Raw genomic sequence first — 17,226 nt, 5'->3', positions numbered from 1 at the left:
ATGAACCACACCAGCGACCAGCACCCGTGGTTCCAGGAGTCGAGGAAGGATCCCGACGGGCCCTACGGCGACTACTACGTGTGGGCCGACGACGACAAGGGCTACCCGGACGCGCGGATCATCTTCGTGGACACGGAGACGTCGAACTGGACCCACGACCCGGTGCGCGGCCAGTACTTCTTCCACCGTTTCTTCTCACACCAGCCCGACCTCAACTACGAGAACCCGCGTGTCCAGGAGGAGATCCTGGCCGCGCTGAAGTTCTGGCTGGACCTGGGCATCGACGGCTTCCGGCTGGACGCGGTGCCGTACCTCTACGCCGCCGAGGACACCAACTGCGAGAACCTGCCCGCCACCCACGCGTTCCTCAAGCGCGTCCGTCGCGAGATCGACGCGCAGTACCCGGACACGGTGCTGCTGGCGGAGGCCAACCAGTGGCCCGAGGACGTCGTCGACTACTTCGGCGACTACGAGAACGGCGGCGACGAGTGCCACATGGCGTTCCACTTCCCGGTCATGCCGCGCATCTTCATGGCCGTCCGCCGCGAGTCCCGCTACCCGGTGTCGGAAATCCTGGCCAAGACCCCGGCCATCCCCTCGGGCTGCCAGTGGGGCATGTTCCTGCGCAACCACGACGAACTGACCCTGGAGATGGTCACCGACGAAGAGCGCGACTACATGTGGGCCGAGTACGCCAAGGATCCACGCATGCGCGCCAACATCGGCATCCGCAGGCGTCTCGCTCCGCTGCTGGACAACGACCGGCACACCATCGAACTGTTCACCGCGCTGCTGCTGGCTCTCCCCGGCTCACCGATCCTGTACTACGGCGACGAGATCGGCATGGGCGACAACATCTGGCTCGGCGACCGGGACGCGGTGCGCACGCCGATGCAGTGGACCCCGGACCGCAACGCCGGGTTCTCCGCCTGCGACCCGGGCCGGCTCTTCCTGCCGGCGATCATGGACCCGGTCTACGGCCACCAGGTCACCAACGTCGAGGCGTCCATGGCCTCGCCGTCGTCGCTGCTGCACTGGACCCGCCGCATGATCGAGATCCGCAAGCAGAACCCGGCCTTCGGACTCGGCTCCTACACCGAGCTGCCCTCCTCCAACCCCGCGGTGCTGGCCTTCCTGCGCGAGTACAAGGACGACCTGGTGCTCTGCGTCAACAACTTCGCGCGTTTCGCCCAGCCCACGGAGCTGGACCTGAGCGCCTTCGAGGGCCGCCACCCGGTGGAACTGTTCGGCGGGGTCCGCTTCCCGGCCATCGGCGAACTGCCCTATCTGCTGACTCTCGGGGGCCACGGCTTCTACTGGTTCCGGCTCACTCGAGTCGCCTCCCGCATCGGCAGGCGACTGTGAGCAAGCGCCGACGAAAGGAGGCGTGACCATGCCGAAGACCGCGTCCCTCCGCCCGGGCCTCACCCGCCTGGCCGAGCCCATGGAGTCGCTCGGCGGGCTGCTGCGCGACTGGCTGCCGCGGCAGCGCTGGTTCGCGGGCAAGGACCGGCCCGTCACCGAGCTCGGACTGCTGTCGATGACCGAGCTCTTCCCGGGGTGTCTGCACCTGCTGGTGCACGCCGGACACGCCGGTCACACGGGCGTGCCCTCGCCCGGCGGGGCTCCCTTGGCCGGCGACTGCTACCAGCTGCTGCTCGGCGTCCGGGAGCAACCGTCACCGCGCCTCGGCCGGGCGCTCATCGGGCAGGTGCAGGACGGGCCGCTGGCCGGTCTGACGCTCTACGACGCACTGCACGACCCCCGTTCGGCCCAACTGCTTCTGGACCGCCTGAGGCACCCCGGCACCCACGGTTTCCTGCGCTTCGACCGCGACCCGGACCAGGAGGTGCCGGCCGGACTGGCGCCGCGGCTGCTGGACGCCGAGCAGTCCAACTCCTCGCTGGTCTACGGCGACGAGTACATCCTCAAGGTCTTCCGGCGCATCCAGCCGGGCGTCAACCCGGACCTGGAGGTGCCGGGCGCCCTGGCCATGCAGGGCTGCCACCGCGTTCCGGCGCCCGTGGCCTGGTTCCAGACGAAGCATCCGTTCAAGGCCACGCTGGGCGTGCTCCAGCCGTATCTGCGGGACGCCTCCGACGGCTGGACGCTGGCTCTGCACGCCCTGGCCGCCGGCGACGACTTCACGGCGCAGGCGCGGGCCCTGGGCGCGGCGACGGCGGACGTTCATCTCGCGCTGGCCTCGGCCTTCCCGGTCGGCACGCCCGGTGAGAACCGGCGTACGGCGACGGCGATGACCGAGCGGCTGGACGCCGCCGCGCACTGCGTGCCCGCGCTCCGGCCGTTCGTGCCGGGCCTGCGCACCGCGTTCGCCGCCCTCACCACCTGCGACGCCGGTCCGCCCGCCCAGCGCATCCACGGTGACCTGCATCTGGGTCAGGTGCTGCGGGCCGGACGCGAGTGGTTCGTCATCGACTTCGAGGGCGAGCCGTCCCGGCCGCTCTCCGAACGGCGCAGCGCCCACTCCCCCGTGCGGGACATCGCCGGGATGCTCCGTTCCTTCGACTACGCCGCCCGGCAGCGCCGCCCCTGGCGCCCGGAATGGGCCCGCCGCTGCCGCGAGGCCTACTGCGCGGGCTACGCCGCCCGGGCCGGCTGGGATCCGCGCAAGAAACACGGACTGCTCCGCGCCTACGAGACGGACCGGGCCGTGTACGAGGTGCTGTACGAGGCACGGCACCGTCCCGACTGGCTGCCTGTTCCGATGGCGGCGATCGAGCGCCTCGCCGTGAGAGGAGACTGAGCCGTGGCCCTGCGAGACACCTCAATCCCGGGGCCGTCCGGCCCGGTCCCCAGCACGCCCGCGACCGCCCTGAGCCCGGAGGACCGCGGGCGTCTGCTGGCGGGCGCCCACCATGATCCGCACGCGCTGCTGGGCGCCCACCCGGTGCCGGGCGGGGTCGTGTTCCGGGCGCTGCGGCCCTTCGCCCGCGCGGTGAGCGTGGTGACCGGCGGCAGGCGCACCGCCCTCGTCTCGGAGGGCGACGGCCTCTTCTCGGGTGTGCTGGCGCTGGACGCGATCCCCGAGTACACGCTGCACGTGGCCTACGACGGCGGTGAGCTGGAGACGCACGACCCGTACCGCTTCCTGCCCGCACTCGGCGAGCTCGATCTGCACCTGATCCGTGAGGGCCGGCACGAGCAGCTGTGGCGGGCGCTCGGCGCGCACCCCATGAGCCACCAGGGAGTGACCGGCACCCGGTTCACGGTGTGGGCGCCGAACGCGCGGGGCGTGCGGGTCGCCACCGACTTCACCCACTGGGACGGAACGCAGTTCCCGATGCGCTCGCTCGGCGCGTCCGGTGTGTGGGAGCTGTTCCTGCCGGGCGTCGGAGAGGGCACCGCGTACAAGTTCGAGATCCACTCCCGGTACGGTCACCGCTTCCTCAAGGCGGACCCGATGGCCCGCCGCGCCGAGGAACCGCCCCACACGGCGTCGATCGTGACGGCCTCGCACTACGAGTGGGGCGACGCCGAGTGGATGGCGCACCGCGCGGACACGCCCGTGCACGAGGCGCCGTTCTCGGTGTACGAGGTGCATCTGCCGTCCTGGCGCCCCGGGTTGGACTACCGGCAGCTCGCCGAGGAGCTTCCCGCGTACGTCAAGGACCTCGGCTTCACCCACGTCGAGCTGATGCCGGTCGCCGAGCACCCCTTCCACGGCTCCTGGGGTTACCAGGTCACCGGCTTCTACGCGCCGACCGCGCGGCTGGGCTCCCCGGACGACTTCCGGTACTTCGTCGACTCCTGCCACCGGGCCGGCATCGGCGTGATCATGGACTGGGTGCCGGCCCACTTCCCCAAGGACGACTGGGCGCTGGCCCGCTTCGACGGCGACCCGCTGTACGAGCCCGGGGACGACCGGCGCGCCGAGCACCCGGACTGGGGCACCTACGAGTTCGACTTCGCCCGCACCGAGGTGCGCAACTTCCTCGTCGCGAACGCGGTGTACTGGTGCGAGGAGTTCCACATCGACGGACTGCGCGTGGACGCGGTCGCCTCGATGCTCTACCTGGACTACTCGCGCGAGGACGGCCAGTGGGAGCCCAACGCCTACGGCGGCCGGGAGGACCTGGCGGCCATGGCCTTCCTGCAGGAGATGAACGCGACCGTGTACCGGCGTGCTCCCGGCGTGGTCACGATCGCGGAGGAGTCCACCGCCTGGGGCGGGGTGACCCGGCCCACCGACACCGGCGGACTCGGCTTCGGGCTGAAGTGGAACATGGGCTGGATGCACGACTCGCTGGAGTACATCTCCCATGAGCCGGTGCACCGCAAGTACCACCACCACGAGATGACCTTCTCGATGGTGTACGCCTACAGCGAGAACTACGTGCTGCCGATCTCCCACGACGAGGTCGTGCACGGCAAGCAGGCGCTGGTGTCGAAGATGCCGGGCGACTGGTGGCAGCGGCGCGCCACCGTCCGTGCCTACCTCGGCTTCATGTGGAGCCACCCGGGGAAGCAGTTGCTGTTCATGGGGCAGGAGTTCGCACAGGGAGCCGAGTGGTCGGTGGAGAAGGGGCCGGAGTGGTGGCTGCTGGACGAGGGTTACCACTCGGCGGGCGACCACCGGGGCGTGCGTGATCTGGTCCGGGACCTGAACGCGGTGTACCTGGTGACCCCGGCGTTGTGGCAGTGCGACGCCCGCCCGGAGGGCTTCCGGTGGGTGGCGGTGGACTCGGCCGACGACAACGTCTTCGCCTTCCTCAGGTACGACGCGGAGGGCGACCCGCTGCTGGCGGTGTCGAACTTCTCCCCGGTCGTCCGGCACGACTACGGCCTCCGGGTCCCGGGCGACGTGGTCGCCTGGCAGGAGACTCTCAACACCGACGACACACGCTACGGCGGCAGCGGCGTGACCAATCCCGGCCCCGTCAAGCCGGAGGACGGCTGGGTCCGGCTCACCCTGCCTCCGCTGGCCACCGTGTGGCTGACGCCGTTCGCCGGGTGAAGTCCTGCCCCCTCACCAGGTGTCCCAACGGCTGTGAGGGGCACTGGGGGTCGTACCACCGGGTTCCCGGTGGCCGAGACGGCAGGACACAGAAGGGCGGGCTTCAGCGTGCGCACCGTCGGAGTGGAGGAGGAACTCCTCCTGGTCGATCCGGAGACCGGGGAACCGCGGGCGCTGTCCGCGGCGGTGCTGGCCCGGGCCGAACAGGACGACGCCGATCAGGACGTCTTCGAGAAGGAACTCCACGAGCAGATGCTGGAGTTCGCCACACATCCGCAGTCGTCGATGGAGAGCCTGCACGCGGAGATCGTCCGCTGCCGCAAGGAGGCCGCCCGGCACGCCGGGGAGATCGGCTGCACCGTGGCGGCGCTCGCCACCTCCCCGCTGCCGGTCAGCCCGGCGATCGGCGTCAACCGGCGCTACCAGTGGATGGCGGACCAGTACGGCATCGCCACCCGGGAGCAGCTCGTCCTGGGCTGCCACGTGCATGTGTCGATCGAGTCCGAGGAGGAGGGCGTCGCGGTCATCGACCGGGTGCGGCCCTGGCTCCAGGTCCTCAAGGCGCTCAGTGCGAACTCGCCGTTCTGGCAGGGCAGCGACTCGGGCTACAGCAGCTATCGCAGCCGGGTGTGGCTGCGCTGGCCGTCGGCCGGCCCGACCGAGATCTTCGGCTCGGCCGAACGGTACCACCGCCTGATCGCGGACATGGTGGCCACCGGCGCCATCCTCGACGACGGCATGATCTACTTCGACGCCCGGCTGTCCCAGCGGTACCCGACCGTGGAGATCCGGGTCTCGGACGTCTGCCTGCATTCCAGTACGGCCGTGCTGATCGCCACTCTGGCCCGGGGGCTGGTGGAGACGGCCGCACGAGAGTGGCGGGCCGGGCGTGAACCGCTCGGCCACAGTGTCAGCCTGCTGCAGCTCGCCGACTGGCAGGCCGCCCGCTCCGGACTGACGGGCGAGCTGCTGCACCCCGCGACCATGCGGCGCATGCCCGCCAAGACGGTCGTCCGTGCCCTGCTGGACCATGTCGAGGAGGCCCTCGCGGACACCGGTGACCTCGAGCGGGCCCGGGACGCCTGCGACGAACTGCTGCGGGACGGAAACGGTGCCCAGGTGCAGCGCGCGCTGATGGAGCGCACGGGGAGCCTGCGGGACGTCGTCACCGAGTGCGTGCGCCACACGCAGGCGTGAGGCGTCCCGCCTCATCGTTCGGACGGACTCAGAGGATCAGGACGAGGGCGTAGGCCAGGAAGAACGCCGCGATCAGCACCACGAGGACGATGATCAGGGTCAGCGGCCCCTTGGCCCAGCCCTTGGGCGGGTTGTGCGTCTCCTGGGGCAGCGCCTCGGGCATGCTGCTCTCCGCGGGCGGGGTCTCGCCCGGCGGCACGCCGCCGCCTGGCTCCAGACCGGTGGAGCGTTCGGGTTCGGGATCGGGACTGTAGTGACTCATACCGCCCGGGTCCCCCGGTCACGCCGAGATCATCAGTGGGAACCACTTCCGTATTTCCGGACCCCTTCAGGTCCCGCCTCGACTACATTCGAGCCCCGCCGATGACGGTACCCGTCGGCAACGTCACGCCCCGTACACGTCAGGAGAGCAGTGCATGCGCGACCTCGCCCTCGCTCCACCTGCCGTCTCGCCCCTGACCGGGGGGCTCGCCGACAGTGTCTTCGAGACGGCGGACCGCGAACCCACCAGACCGCTGCTGGCCCGCCGCACCGACCCCGCCTCCGCCGTCTGGGAGGAGGTGACGGCGATCGAGCTGCGCGACGAGGTGGTGGACGTCGCCAAGGGGCTGATCGCTTCCGGGATCGCGCCGGGCCACCGTGTGGCGATCATGGCGAGCACCCGCTACGAGTGGACGGTCCTGTGCTACGCGCTGTGGGCCGTGGGGGCCGAGGTGGTCCCGGTCTACCCGACGTCGTCGCGCGACCAGGTGGAGTGGATCCTGCGGGACGCCGGCTGTGTGGCCGTGGTGGTCGAGGACGAACAGGGCGTCATGACCGTCGGCTCGGTGTGCGCCTCGCTGCCGCTGCTGCGCCACGTCTGGCAGGTGGACGCGGGCGCGCTGGAGGACCTGGCGGTGAGCGGGGAGGCCGTCCCGCTCGCCACGGTCGACTCGATGCGCCGCATCGTGCTGCCGGACTCCACCGCCGTCGTCGCCTACACCTCCGGCACCTCCGGTCACGCCATGGGCTGCGCCCTCAGCCACCGCAACCTGGCCGCACCCTGCGACACGCTGCTGGCGGGCTGGGGCCACACCGCGGCCCCGTCCGGTGAGCAGGGCTCGGTGCTGGCGTTCCTGCCCTTCTCCCACGTGTACGGGCTGATGATCCAGGGCCTCTGCCTGCGCGGCGGCCTGCTGATGGGGCACCAGTCCGATCTGGGCGGGGAGGCGCTGTCCTCGGCACTGCGTTCCTTCCGGCCCACGTACTTCTACGCGGTCCCGTCGGTCTTCGAGAAGATCTACAAGAACTTCCTGCGCACGGCCCAGCAGGGGGGCCACGGCGGGCTGTTCGAGCGGGCCGCCGAGACGGCGCGGGACTTCGCCGCGGCTCTGGAACGCCAGCGGCTGGGCCGGGGCCGCGGCCCCGGCTTAGACCTGCGGCTCCAGCACGCCCTGTACGAGCGCACGGTGTACCGCAGGCTGCGGGCCGCGCTGGGCGGCCGGGTGCGGCGGGCGACGTCCGGCGGCTCCCCCCTCAGCCGCGACCTGTCGCTGTTCTACGAGGGCATCGGCATCTACGTGCACGACGGGTACGGCCTGACGGAGACCGGCGGCGGGGTGACGATGCAGCCGCTGGGCCGGGAGAAGTCCGGGACCGTCGGGCAACCGCTGCCGGGCACCGAGATCCAGGTGGCCGAGGACGGGGAGATCCTGGTGCGCGGCCCGTCGGTGTTCCAGGGATACCTGGGTGACGAGGCCGCCACCCGGGCCGCGCTGCACGGCGGCTGGCTGGCCACGGGGGATCTCGGGCAGCTGGATTCCGAGGGCTATCTGACGATCACCGGCCGCAAGAAGGAGATCATCATCACCAGCAGCGGCAAGAGCGTCGCCCCGGCCGCTCTGGAGCAGCGGCTGCGGATGCACCCGCTCATCCATCAGGCGGTGGTCGTGGGTGACAACCGGCCGTGTGTCGGTGCCCTGATCACGCTGGACCCGGATTTCCTCGCGCACTGGCGGGCGGCGCTGGCGCTCCAGGGCGAGCTGCGGGAGGCGCGGGAGGAGAACGCGCTGCGCGAGGAGGTCGCACGCGCCGTGGCTGCGGCCAACAGCGCCGTGTCACCGTCGGAGTCGATCCGGGTGTTCCGGGTCCTGCCGGAGCCGTTCGACGTGACCAACGGGATGCTGACGCCCTCGATGAAGCTGCGCCGGGACGAGATCGCGCGGCACTACGCGTCCGAGATCGACGCGATGTACGAGTCGCGCAGGCGGCCCCGGCGGGTGAGCGTCGCACACGAACCATCGAACTGGGATGAATCCGACAATGTGTTCCGCTGATCACGAGCCGGACGAGTAGGCCCCGCCCGCACGGGAACACGCAACAGTGGCGACGCAAGAGAAAGGACGACAGCCCTGACGACAGCCCTCGCTGACGCCGGGCCGGAAAGGCGATATGTCAACCGAGCCGCGTGGGGATGACGCACTGACCTCCGAGGAGATCCCGAGCCGCACGAACAGCTTCGTGGGCGAGCCGCACGACGTGACGGGTGCGCGGCTGGCCGCGGAGGAGTTCCTGCGTGATCTGGCACGCTCCGCACCGCCCTCTGCCCCCGAGTACTGGGACGACATCCTGTTGGTGGTGACGGAACTGGCCGCCAACGCGGTCCAGTACGCGCCGGGTCCGTTCGCACTGCGGATGCGCCGGACCTTCGACGGGGTGCATGTCGTCCTGCACGACACCAGCACCACGGAGCCCGCCCCCCGTCCCTTCGATCCGCGCAGTGGTGGCGGCGGTATCGGCTGGCACCTGATCCACACGCTGTGCGACCAGGTCAGCGTGGTGACCGACGAGCGCGGCAAGGACGTGCACGTCTTCCTGCCCTGGTGAGCCGGGAGTGTCACGGGCGCGGCGCGCCCGTGACCGGTTCGCCCGGACCGAGTTCACTCGGACCGGGTTCGCTTCCACCGGGTTCGCTCAGACCGAGGCCGTCTCGCGCGGTGGCAGCCGGTCGTAGTAGTCGCCCACGGCGGTCAGGTACTCCCGGTCCCTGGTCTCACTGTCCGTCTGGAAGCGGGGCGCCGCCTTGGCGTCTCCCCTGCTGCACGCCAGCGTGATCTTCCGGGCCTGTCCGTCGACGGCGGTGACCACCCCGGCCGGCACCAGGACGCTGCGGCCGAACACCCAGACACCGGTGTCGACGACCAGGTGCCGCATGCCGTGCGGGGCCGCCTCCCGGTCCACGTGCCCGATCGTGCCGTCGGTCGCGGCGACGGTGAACCCGGTCAGGTCCACCCCCTCGGCATGACCGCTTCCCGGCGCGTACGACCAGATTCTGTCGATGGTCACGCTGTTCCATCCTCCCTGGCGGTGTGCGGATCCCCTCGGAGCCGGGCGGACGGCTCCCGCCGGCCCCTCTCCACAGCACCAATTACCCTCCTGCCGCAAGCGCATTCGGCGCACGGCCGTGCGATCGGGGGGACACCCGCACCCGGGGCTCGAACCGCTTCATGTCCGGATGCATGGTGTGCGGTTTCCGGGGTAATCGCGGGGCGCGGTGATATCGGAGCCCGGCAGCGAAGGGAGGCACATGAGAAACGGCGTCAGAGCCCGCCCCACGACCGGCATCGCCCCGCACCGCGGTCATCCGCAGAGGTGACCTGCCCAGGCCGTAGCACTTGTTGGAGGTACCCGTGCCCCTCGCCCAGAACCCGCTATCCGTGGAAGTCGAACTGCCCCGGGAGGACGTGGCCCTGATCACGGTCGACGGCTACCTGGACGTCGACACCGCGACCGAGTTCCAGGCCCATCTGGCCAACCAACTCCACCACGGCCGACGGCACTTCCTGCTCGACCTCTCGTCCGTCCCGTTCATGGACTCGTCGGGGATGAACATCATCCTGCGGGTGTACCAGGAGACCCGCGGTGACGCCGGCAGCGTGCACGTCATCAACCCGACCCCGGCCGTACGTCGCGTCCTGGACCTGACCGGCGTCAGCATCACCGTGCCGATATCGGAGACTCTGGACGAGGCCCTGGCCCGCGTCGACGAAGGGCCGGCCGTACCCGACGGGCCGGGGGAAGAGGGCGTCTGACGAACCGGGCGCCCCAGGGGGCGCGGCCCCGGCGGGGCCGTCGGCCCGGTGCCTCACTCCGCCCTGCCCGGACGTCGGTTCACCCTGCGCGCGCCGGTGACGGCGGTGGCCAGCCGCTGTCGCCCTGAACCGGATCGCTTCCAGCCGATCCGGTGTCGTACGAGGTAGGCGCATGGTTAGAGTTGTCGCCCGGCAAGTGTCACAGAGCCGTCTCGTTGCCTGAAGCGGGTTCGGTCGACGCAACGCGGATGAGGAGAGAACCAGGTGCCGGAGCACGAAGCGGACGGACAGCTCACCACGCCCACGCACGAAGTGAGGGACTTCCTGCAGCGCCGGCGTGAGCAGATCGCCCAGCGGTGGGCGGACGAGGCGCTGTTCCGTACCGTGTTCACCGTTTCGCGGGACGAGGCGGTGGAGGCGGGCAAGGCCATCGTGGACGCGCTGGCCCAGGTGGCCGACTCGGAGCAGGTGGAGGACCCGGACTCGGCGGGGTTCAGCGCAGTGCGCGAGCAGCTGGCCCGGATGGGGGCGGCCCGTTCCCGCGCCGGACTGTCCAACACCCAGGTCTCCAGCGAGCTGGCCGCGCTGCGGCCGCCCGTCGAGAACCTGCTGGCCGCCGATCTGGAGCAGGCGCCGCCCGAGCATCTGCGGGCGTGTTCGACGGCACTCACCGTGCTGATGGGCACCTTGCGGCTGGTGGCGATGCAGACGGCACTGAGCGAGTGGCAGGCGCTCAGCGACCGGCAGCGGATGCAGCTGATGGAGGTGGCCACCCCGGTCATCCGGCTGTGGGACGGCATCGTGGCCGTACCGCTGATCGGGACGCTGGACAGCGCCCGCAGCCAGGTCGTGATGGAGACGCTGCTGAACTCCATCGTCGAGCAGCACGCCCGGTTCGCGATCCTCGACATCACCGGGGTGCCCACGGTCGACTCGCTGGTCGCCCAGCACCTGATGAAGACCGTCGCCGCGGCGCGGCTGATGGGCGCCGAGTGCATCGTCTCGGGCATCCGTCCCGCCATCGCGCAGACCATCGTCCACCTGGGCCTGGACCTGGACGTGATCACCCGCGCGAGCCTCTCCGACGCGCTGGGGTACGCGCTGCACCAGCTCGGCGCGGACATCGTGAACCCGGGTGCGGGTCAGCGGTGAGCGAGGCCCACTCCCGTCCCGTCACGGGCCACGTGCCGGTCCTGCGGCTCGGCGACGTCCTGCTGGTCACACTCCAGGGGGACCTGCACGACAGCACGGCGCAGCAGCTCCAGCAGGACCTCGCGGACACCATCGTGCGTACCGGGGTGCGCGGTGTCCTGATCGACATCTCCGGTGTGGAGATCGTCGACTCCTTCCTCGGCCGGGTGCTGGCGGAGATCGCCGCGCAGGCCGAGCTGCTGGCCGCGCGGACCGTGGTGGCCGGTATGCGTCCGGCGGTCGCCATCACGCTGGTGGAACTGGGCCTGACGTTGCCCGGACTGAGCACCGCGCTCAGCACCGAGGCGGGCATGGAACTCCTCTCGCAACAGGCCCCGGTGTCCCGTGCCGGCCGCGCGCGTCGGGAGAGTCCGTGATGCACACTGCCGCGGGTGTGGAGGCCTGCTTGCCCATCCGGTCGGACATGGACCTGGTGTGGGTGCGACAGCACGTCCGGCAGGCCGCGGCCCGGCTCGGCTTCGGCCTGGTGGAGCAGACCAAGCTGGTCACGGCGGCCAGTGAGCTGGCCCGCAACACCCTCGTGCACGGCGGTGGCGGCCGGATGGAGGCGACGCACGTCAGCGGCGGGGGTGTGCCGGGCCTCCGGCTGGCCTTCGCGGACGAGGGGCCGGGCATCGCCGACCTGGAACAGGCGCTCAGCGACGGCTACACCTCCGGCGGAGGGCTGGGGTTGGGGCTGAGCGGTGCGCGGCGCCTGGTGCACGACTTCGACATCGACAGCAGGCCGGGCGCGGGCACCACCGTGCGGGTCACCTGCTGGGTGGGCCGGCCGCCGCGCCCGCGCGAGGAGGCCTGATGCCGCGGGTGTGGGACGTCCCGGTGCGCGACTCGACCCGGGTTCGCGACACGCGGGTAGCCGCGGAGGGCGCGGCCGCGCTGGCCGGGCTCGACGAGCGGCGCACCGCCGCCGCCGCGCTGGTCGCGACCGAGCTCGCCACGAATCTGCTCAAGCATGCCGAGGGCGGTCAGGTGCTCATCGACGTCGTGGACCCGCCCGTGCTGCGCGAGGGCGGTGAGGCCTCCCGGGTCGTGCAGATCGTCGCGTTCGACCACGGCCCGGGTATTCCCGACGTGCCGGCGGCGCTGCGCGACGGTTTCTCCACGACCCGCTCGCTGGGTGCGGGCCTCGGTACGTGTCTGCGGCTCGCCGACGATTTCCACCTGCAGAGCACGCCTGGCCGCGGCACTGTCGCGGCGGCCCGGGTCGGCACCACGCGGCGTCGCGACGGCGTCCCCGCCCGCCCGGCCGTGACGGTGTGGTCCGACGGGATGTCGGGCACCTGGGGCGACCGGCCCGTGCCCGGTGCCCCGGGCGCGGTGTGGTCCGACGGCAGGACCTCCGGCAGCGGGCTGTGGCCGTCCGGCGTACCCGGCGGTGCCTCACCGTCGATCGCGTCCCCGGTCGGAGCCGTGGCCGACGGTGGCCTGCCGGGCGACCCGTCCGCGGGCAGCCCCGCGTGGGCGAACGAGCCGGGTCTGCGAGGCGGTCCCGTACACGGACTGCCGAACGCCGGGTTCCCCGGCGACAGCACGCCTGGGAACGCGTCGGGCTCCCGGACAGCGCAGGTCTCCGGCCCCCCGGGACCCGGTGCCGGGGTCGGTGGTGTGCGGAGCGATGAGCCAGCGCCTCGAACGCCGACCCACGGCCTGCCACCTCTCGAATCCGCGGGGTCGGCGGGGTCCGCGGGGCCCGAGGGCAGCGGCGTGCAGCGGAACGAGCCGGGCCTCCCAGGAGCCCCGCCCCACGGTCTGCCGGAGGGTGGGGCTCCCGGACGCGTCGCGCGAACGGATCGTTCACGGGATCGTTCCGTCCCGGTCGCCGGCGTGCGGGCGGGCGGCGTGAACATCCCGTACGCGGGAGCCGAGTACTCGGGTGACGCCTGGACATGGGTGCGATCCGGGGACCGGGTGACGCTGATGCTGGCGGACGGGCTGGGGCACGGCCCGGAGGCGGCCCGGGCCTCGTCCGCCGCGGTCGCGGCGCTGCACCGCTGGGCCCACCTCACCCCGGCCGAGTCGCTGCGGCGGCTCCACGACGCGCTGAAGGGCACCCGGGGCGCGGCCGTCGCCCTGGCCCAGCTCGACCTGCGATCCGGGCGGCTGCGGTTCGCCGGCATCGGGAACGTGGGGGCGCGGCTGCGCGCGGACGGCACCTGGCGTCCTCTGCTGTCGCGGCCCGGCATAGTGGGCGCGCACCGGCCCGCGACCCTCCGCGAGGAGGAGGCCGACTGGGGGCCCGACCGCCTGCTGATCCTGCACACCGATGGTCTGCCCAGCCGCTGGACGCCGCCCGCCGACACCGGTCCGGGGGCGGTCGACCCGGCCGTGACGGCCGCCGTGACGATACGTGACGCGAGCAGTCCCGCCCGGCCGGTGCGGGACGACACCGCCGTGGCCGTGCTGACTCCGAACCCGCCGGAACACCCATGATGCGCACTTGGCAGATCACCACCGTCACCGACGCGGCACGGGCCCGTATCGCCCTCGCGCGTCTGGCCGCCGCGTACGGTGTGCCCACCGTCGAGCGGACCCGGCTGGCCGCCGCCCTCAGCGCCCATCTGCGGCAGTGCCTCACCAAGGGCGGCACCTGGCTGCTCACCCTCGACCTGGCGGGAGACCCCGCCGAGGAGGGCCTGCTGCACGCCGTGGTGACGCCGTCGCCGGACGCGTGCGCCGCCGGGGAGCCGCCGTGGGAGGTCACGGTCCCCTGCCCCGAGGCGGCCCGGGCCGCGGAGGACGACACCGTCGCCGACGACCCCGCGGCCCTGGCGGAGGCGCTGCTCGGCGCCGACGAGGACACCGCGGCGGTGCTGGACAAGCTCACCGAGCAGGAGGACCTGGTCGCCTTCCACCGCGAGGAGCTGCACCAGACCAACCAGGGCGTCCTGGCGCTGCACGCCGAGCTGGACGCGGCCGGGCGGGCCCAGCGCGAGGCCTTCGCCGCCGAGCGCAGCGCACGCAACGAGGCGGAGAGCGCCCGCCGCCGGCTGACGTTCCTCGCGGACGCGAGCGCCGTGCTGACGGCCTCGCTCAACCACGAGGAGATCGTGCGCCGGCTGCCGGACCTGCTGGTGCCGGAGTACGCGCACAGTGTCGACGTCTGGCTGTTCGACCACGAGGACGACAAGCGCCGGTCGACGCCGCACCCGGCCGCCGCCGTGGTCGCGGCTCGTACCGGGCGGCCCCAGTACGCCGCCGATCACCCCGGCGGCCTGCCCGGTGTGGACGACCACCCGCCGTCCGCGCTCGACCCCTCGCGGCCGCTGCTGTGCGTTCCGCTGCCGACGCGGCGGGCACCGCTGGGTGTCCTGACCCTGTCGCCGCCGGGTGGGCGCTGGGACCCGGACGACGCCGTGATGCTGATCGAGCTCACCCGGCGGGCCAGTATCGCGATCGACAACGCCCGGCGCTTCGAGCACAACCGTGACATCGCGGAGACGCTGCAGCGTGCTCTGCTCACGGACCTGCCGACCACGCCCGGTCTCAGCCTGGCCGCGCGGTACCTGCCCGCCACGCACGGGCTGAACATCGGAGGTGACTGGTACGACGCGTTCCCCCAGCGGGACGGCGGTCTCATCACCGTCATCGGTGACGTGACCGGGCACGGTCTGCACGCGGCCGTGATGATGAGCCAGTTGCGCACCGCGCTGCGGGCGTACGCGGTCGACGGCGACAGCCCGGGCCGGCTGCTGACCCGGCTGCACCGGTTCCTGCACCATCTGCAGCCCGATCTGTACGCCACCGCCGTCATCGCGCGGTTCCATCCGGACGAGCCGACGGTGACGTGGGCCGCCGCGGGCCATCCGCCGCCGGTGCTGCGCCTGGCCGACGGGACCGTGCGGACGCTGGACGCCAAGCCGGGCGCCATGCTCGGCATCCCTCTCACCCAGGAGATCTCCGACCACACGGTGCGGCTGTCTCCGGGCTCGACGCTCGCGCTGTACACGGACGGGCTGGTCGAGCGGCGCGCGCAGGGCATAGACCCGGGCATCGAGCGGCTGGCGCAGGCGCTCGGCGGTTTCCGGTCGGCGGAGCTGGACGCGGATCTGGAGGGCTCGGCGGACCGGATCCTGCATCCGCTGCTGAGCGATTCCGAGCGCGATGACGACGTGTGCCTGCTGCTGTGTCACCTCCGGGGGGACGCGGCGCCCTGAGGGCGGGATTCGCTCTGCCGGAATCTGTGCACGCGTTCTTCACTCCTGCCCGGTGCTTTTCGGCCATGTGGCGGGCATGGTGGTGATCGAGTGTTCGTCTGCCGTCCGCGCACGACTGGCGTACCGGTCCGGGACGCGGTGGGATCGAGGGGGTGCGAACCCGCGATCCAGGGGCAGTCGAAAGGCGTTCGAGGCAGACCGCCTGGAGCCGCAGAAAGGGATGAACACCGTGACACGACCCAGGATCCTGGTGGTTGGCGCAGGCTTCGCCGGCGTGGAGTGCGTCCGCCGTCTGGAACGGAAACTCTCCCCGGACGAGGCCGACGTCACGCTGGTGACGCCGTTCGCCTACCAGCTCTACCTGCCGCTGCTCCCCCAGGTCGCCTCCGGCGTGCTGACGCCGCAGTCGATCGCCGTCTCGCTGCGCCGCAGCAAGAAGTACCGCACGCGCATCATTCCGGGCGGTGCCATCGGCGTCGACCTGAAGTCCAAGGTCTGCGTCATCCGCACCATCACCGACCAGATCGTCAACGAGCCGTACGACTACATCGTGCTGGCCCCCGGCAGCGTCACCCGCACCTTCGACATCCCGGGGCTGACGGACCACGCGTTCGGGATGAAGACCCTCGCCGAGGCCGCCTACATACGTGACCACGTCATCTCGCAGCTCGACCTGGCGGACGCGAGCCAGGACCCCGACGAGCGGGCCTCGCGGCTGCAGTTCGTGGTGGTCGGCGGCGGTTACGCGGGCACCGAGACCGCGGCGTGCCTGCAGCGGCTGACGCATGCCGCCGTCAAGCGTTACCCCCGGCTGGACCCGGGGCTGATCAAGTGGCATCTGATCGACATCGCGCCGAAGCTGATGCCGGAGCTGGGCGAGAAGCTCGGCAGCAGCGCGCAGGAGATCCTGCGCCGGCGCGGTATCGAGATCTCCCTGGGCACCTCCATCGCCAAGGCGGGCCCCGAGGAGGTCACCTTCACGGACGGGCGGGTGGTGCCGACCCGCACGCTCATCTGGACCGCCGGGGTCGTCGCCAGCCCCCTCATCGCCACGCTCGGCGCGGAGACGGTCAAGGGCCGGCTCGCGGTCGCCCCCGAGATGAACCTGCCGGGCGACGACGGAGTGTTCGCGCTCGGCGACTCGGCGGCCGTGCCCGACCTGGCCAAGGGAGACGGGGCCATGTGCCCGCCCACGGCACAGCACGCGCTGCGGCAGGGCAGGCACGTCGCCGACAACGTCATCGCCTCGCTGCGGGGCGCGGCGATGAAGCCGTACGTCCACAAGGACCTCGGGCTCGTCGTCGACCTCGGCGGGACCGACGCGGTCTCCAAGCCGCTGGGCATCGAGCTGCGGGGGCTGCCCGCGCAGGCCGTCGCCCGTGGCTACCACTGGTCGGCGCTGCGCACCAACGTCGCCAAGACGCGGGTGATGACGAACTGGCTCCTCAACGCCGTGGCCGGTGACGACTTCGTGCGGACCGGCTTCCAGGCCCGCAAGCCCGCCACGCTGAAGGACTTCGAGTACACGGACGCCTACCTGACGCCGGAACAGGTGCGGGAGCGCGTCGAGGGAGCCGGCCGGCGGGAGTAGGACCGGGCCGGACGGGAGCTTCCGCCG

At 71.8% G+C, this 17,226-nt stretch carries 14 protein-coding genes and 2 pseudogenes; 14 read left to right on the top strand and 2 right to left on the bottom strand.

Features of this window, described 5'->3' with window-relative positions:
* From treS to IE97_RS0125265, 4 genes are all read left to right on the top strand, one after another.
* On the top strand, positions 1-1,365 hold a 1,365-nt coding region (gene treS / locus IE97_RS0125280; RefSeq protein WP_037844752.1), incomplete at its 5' end, for a maltose alpha-D-glucosyltransferase.
* A 28-nt stretch (positions 1,366-1,393) separates the two neighbouring features.
* Positions 1,394-2,764 (top strand): maltokinase N-terminal cap-like domain-containing protein, encoded by a 1,371-nt coding sequence (locus IE97_RS0125275; RefSeq protein ID WP_030244891.1) that lies wholly within the window; start codon positions 1,394-1,396, stop codon positions 2,762-2,764.
* A 3-nt stretch (positions 2,765-2,767) separates the two neighbouring features.
* The gene (glgB, locus tag IE97_RS0125270) at positions 2,768-4,975 is read left to right on the top strand and encodes a 1,4-alpha-glucan branching protein GlgB (protein WP_030244890.1); all 2,208 of its coding nucleotides are present in this window, start codon (positions 2,768-2,770) and stop codon (positions 4,973-4,975) included.
* Positions 4,976-5,083: 108 nt separating this feature from the next.
* Complete coding sequence (locus IE97_RS0125265; RefSeq protein ID WP_030244889.1) at positions 5,084-6,172, top strand: glutamate--cysteine ligase; 1,089 nt, start codon at positions 5,084-5,086, stop codon at positions 6,170-6,172.
* Between the two features lie 28 nt (positions 6,173-6,200).
* Here the strand turns inward: IE97_RS0125265 and IE97_RS0125260 are convergent, their stop codons facing one another.
* The gene (locus tag IE97_RS0125260; RefSeq protein WP_030244888.1) at positions 6,201-6,434 is read right to left on the bottom strand and encodes a DUF6480 family protein; all 234 of its coding nucleotides are present in this window, start codon (positions 6,432-6,434) and stop codon (positions 6,201-6,203) included.
* Positions 6,435-6,588: 154 nt separating this feature from the next.
* Between IE97_RS0125260 and IE97_RS0125255 the strand changes: the two genes are divergently transcribed.
* Together IE97_RS0125255 and IE97_RS0125250 are read left to right on the top strand one after the other, a co-directional pair.
* Positions 6,589-8,487, top strand: a complete 1,899-nt coding sequence (locus IE97_RS0125255; protein ID WP_030244886.1) for an AMP-dependent synthetase/ligase — start codon at positions 6,589-6,591, stop codon at positions 8,485-8,487.
* A gap of 115 nt (positions 8,488-8,602) precedes the next feature.
* Positions 8,603-9,037 (top strand): ATP-binding protein, encoded by a 435-nt coding sequence (locus tag IE97_RS0125250; RefSeq protein WP_030244884.1) that lies wholly within the window; start codon positions 8,603-8,605, stop codon positions 9,035-9,037.
* Positions 9,038-9,124: 87 nt separating this feature from the next.
* Here the strand turns inward: IE97_RS0125250 and IE97_RS0125245 are convergent, their stop codons facing one another.
* Positions 9,125-9,496 carry a hypothetical protein gene (locus IE97_RS0125245; RefSeq protein ID WP_030244881.1) on the bottom strand — a complete coding sequence of 124 codons (372 nt, stop codon included), beginning with the start codon at positions 9,494-9,496 and terminating at the stop codon, positions 9,125-9,127.
* A 344-nt stretch (positions 9,497-9,840) separates the two neighbouring features.
* Here IE97_RS0125245 and IE97_RS0125240 point away from each other — a divergent pair, with 344 nt between their 5' ends.
* The 8 genes and pseudogenes from IE97_RS0125240 to IE97_RS0125200 all read left to right on the top strand — a co-directional run bounded on the left by IE97_RS0125240 (position 9,841) and on the right by IE97_RS0125200 (position 17,199).
* Entirely contained in the window at positions 9,841-10,242 is a 402-nt protein-coding gene (locus tag IE97_RS0125240; protein WP_030244879.1) for an STAS domain-containing protein, read from the top strand.
* A 264-nt stretch (positions 10,243-10,506) separates the two neighbouring features.
* Positions 10,507-11,394, top strand: a complete 888-nt coding sequence (locus IE97_RS0125235; protein ID WP_030244876.1) for an STAS domain-containing protein — start codon at positions 10,507-10,509, stop codon at positions 11,392-11,394.
* On the top strand, positions 11,391-11,810 hold the full coding sequence (locus tag IE97_RS0125230; RefSeq protein ID WP_030244874.1) for an STAS domain-containing protein: 420 nt from the start codon (positions 11,391-11,393) through the stop codon (positions 11,808-11,810). The genes IE97_RS0125235 and IE97_RS0125230 overlap by 4 nt, the downstream gene beginning before the upstream one ends.
* The gene (locus IE97_RS0125225) at positions 11,810-12,250 is read left to right on the top strand and encodes an anti-sigma regulatory factor (RefSeq protein WP_030244872.1); all 441 of its coding nucleotides are present in this window, start codon (positions 11,810-11,812) and stop codon (positions 12,248-12,250) included. The genes IE97_RS0125230 and IE97_RS0125225 overlap by 1 nt, the downstream gene beginning before the upstream one ends.
* A pseudogene (locus IE97_RS0125220) lies at positions 12,250-12,667 on the top strand (anti-sigma regulatory factor); the annotation flags it as partial. The gene IE97_RS0125225 and the pseudogene IE97_RS0125220, both read left to right, overlap by 1 nt.
* A 599-nt stretch (positions 12,668-13,266) precedes the next feature.
* Positions 13,267-13,884, top strand: a pseudogene (locus IE97_RS43150) (SpoIIE family protein phosphatase); the annotation flags it as partial.
* Positions 13,881-15,608 carry a PP2C family protein-serine/threonine phosphatase gene (locus IE97_RS0125205; RefSeq protein ID WP_030244869.1) on the top strand — a complete coding sequence of 576 codons (1,728 nt, stop codon included), beginning with the start codon at positions 13,881-13,883 and terminating at the stop codon, positions 15,606-15,608. The pseudogene IE97_RS43150 and the gene IE97_RS0125205, both read left to right, overlap by 4 nt.
* 220 nt (positions 15,609-15,828) lie before the next feature.
* A complete protein-coding gene (locus IE97_RS0125200; protein ID WP_030244865.1) occupies positions 15,829-17,199 on the top strand; it encodes an NAD(P)/FAD-dependent oxidoreductase in 1,371 nt (456 codons plus the stop codon).
* The last annotated feature ends 27 nt before the right edge of the window (positions 17,200-17,226 follow it).

This window comes from Streptomyces sp. NRRL S-455 (assembly GCF_000717875.1).
Taxonomy (GTDB): domain Bacteria; phylum Actinomycetota; class Actinomycetes; order Streptomycetales; family Streptomycetaceae; genus Streptomyces.
The sequence above is the reverse complement of the archived record's forward strand: the minus strand, read 5'-3'. Positions and strand labels throughout refer to the sequence as shown.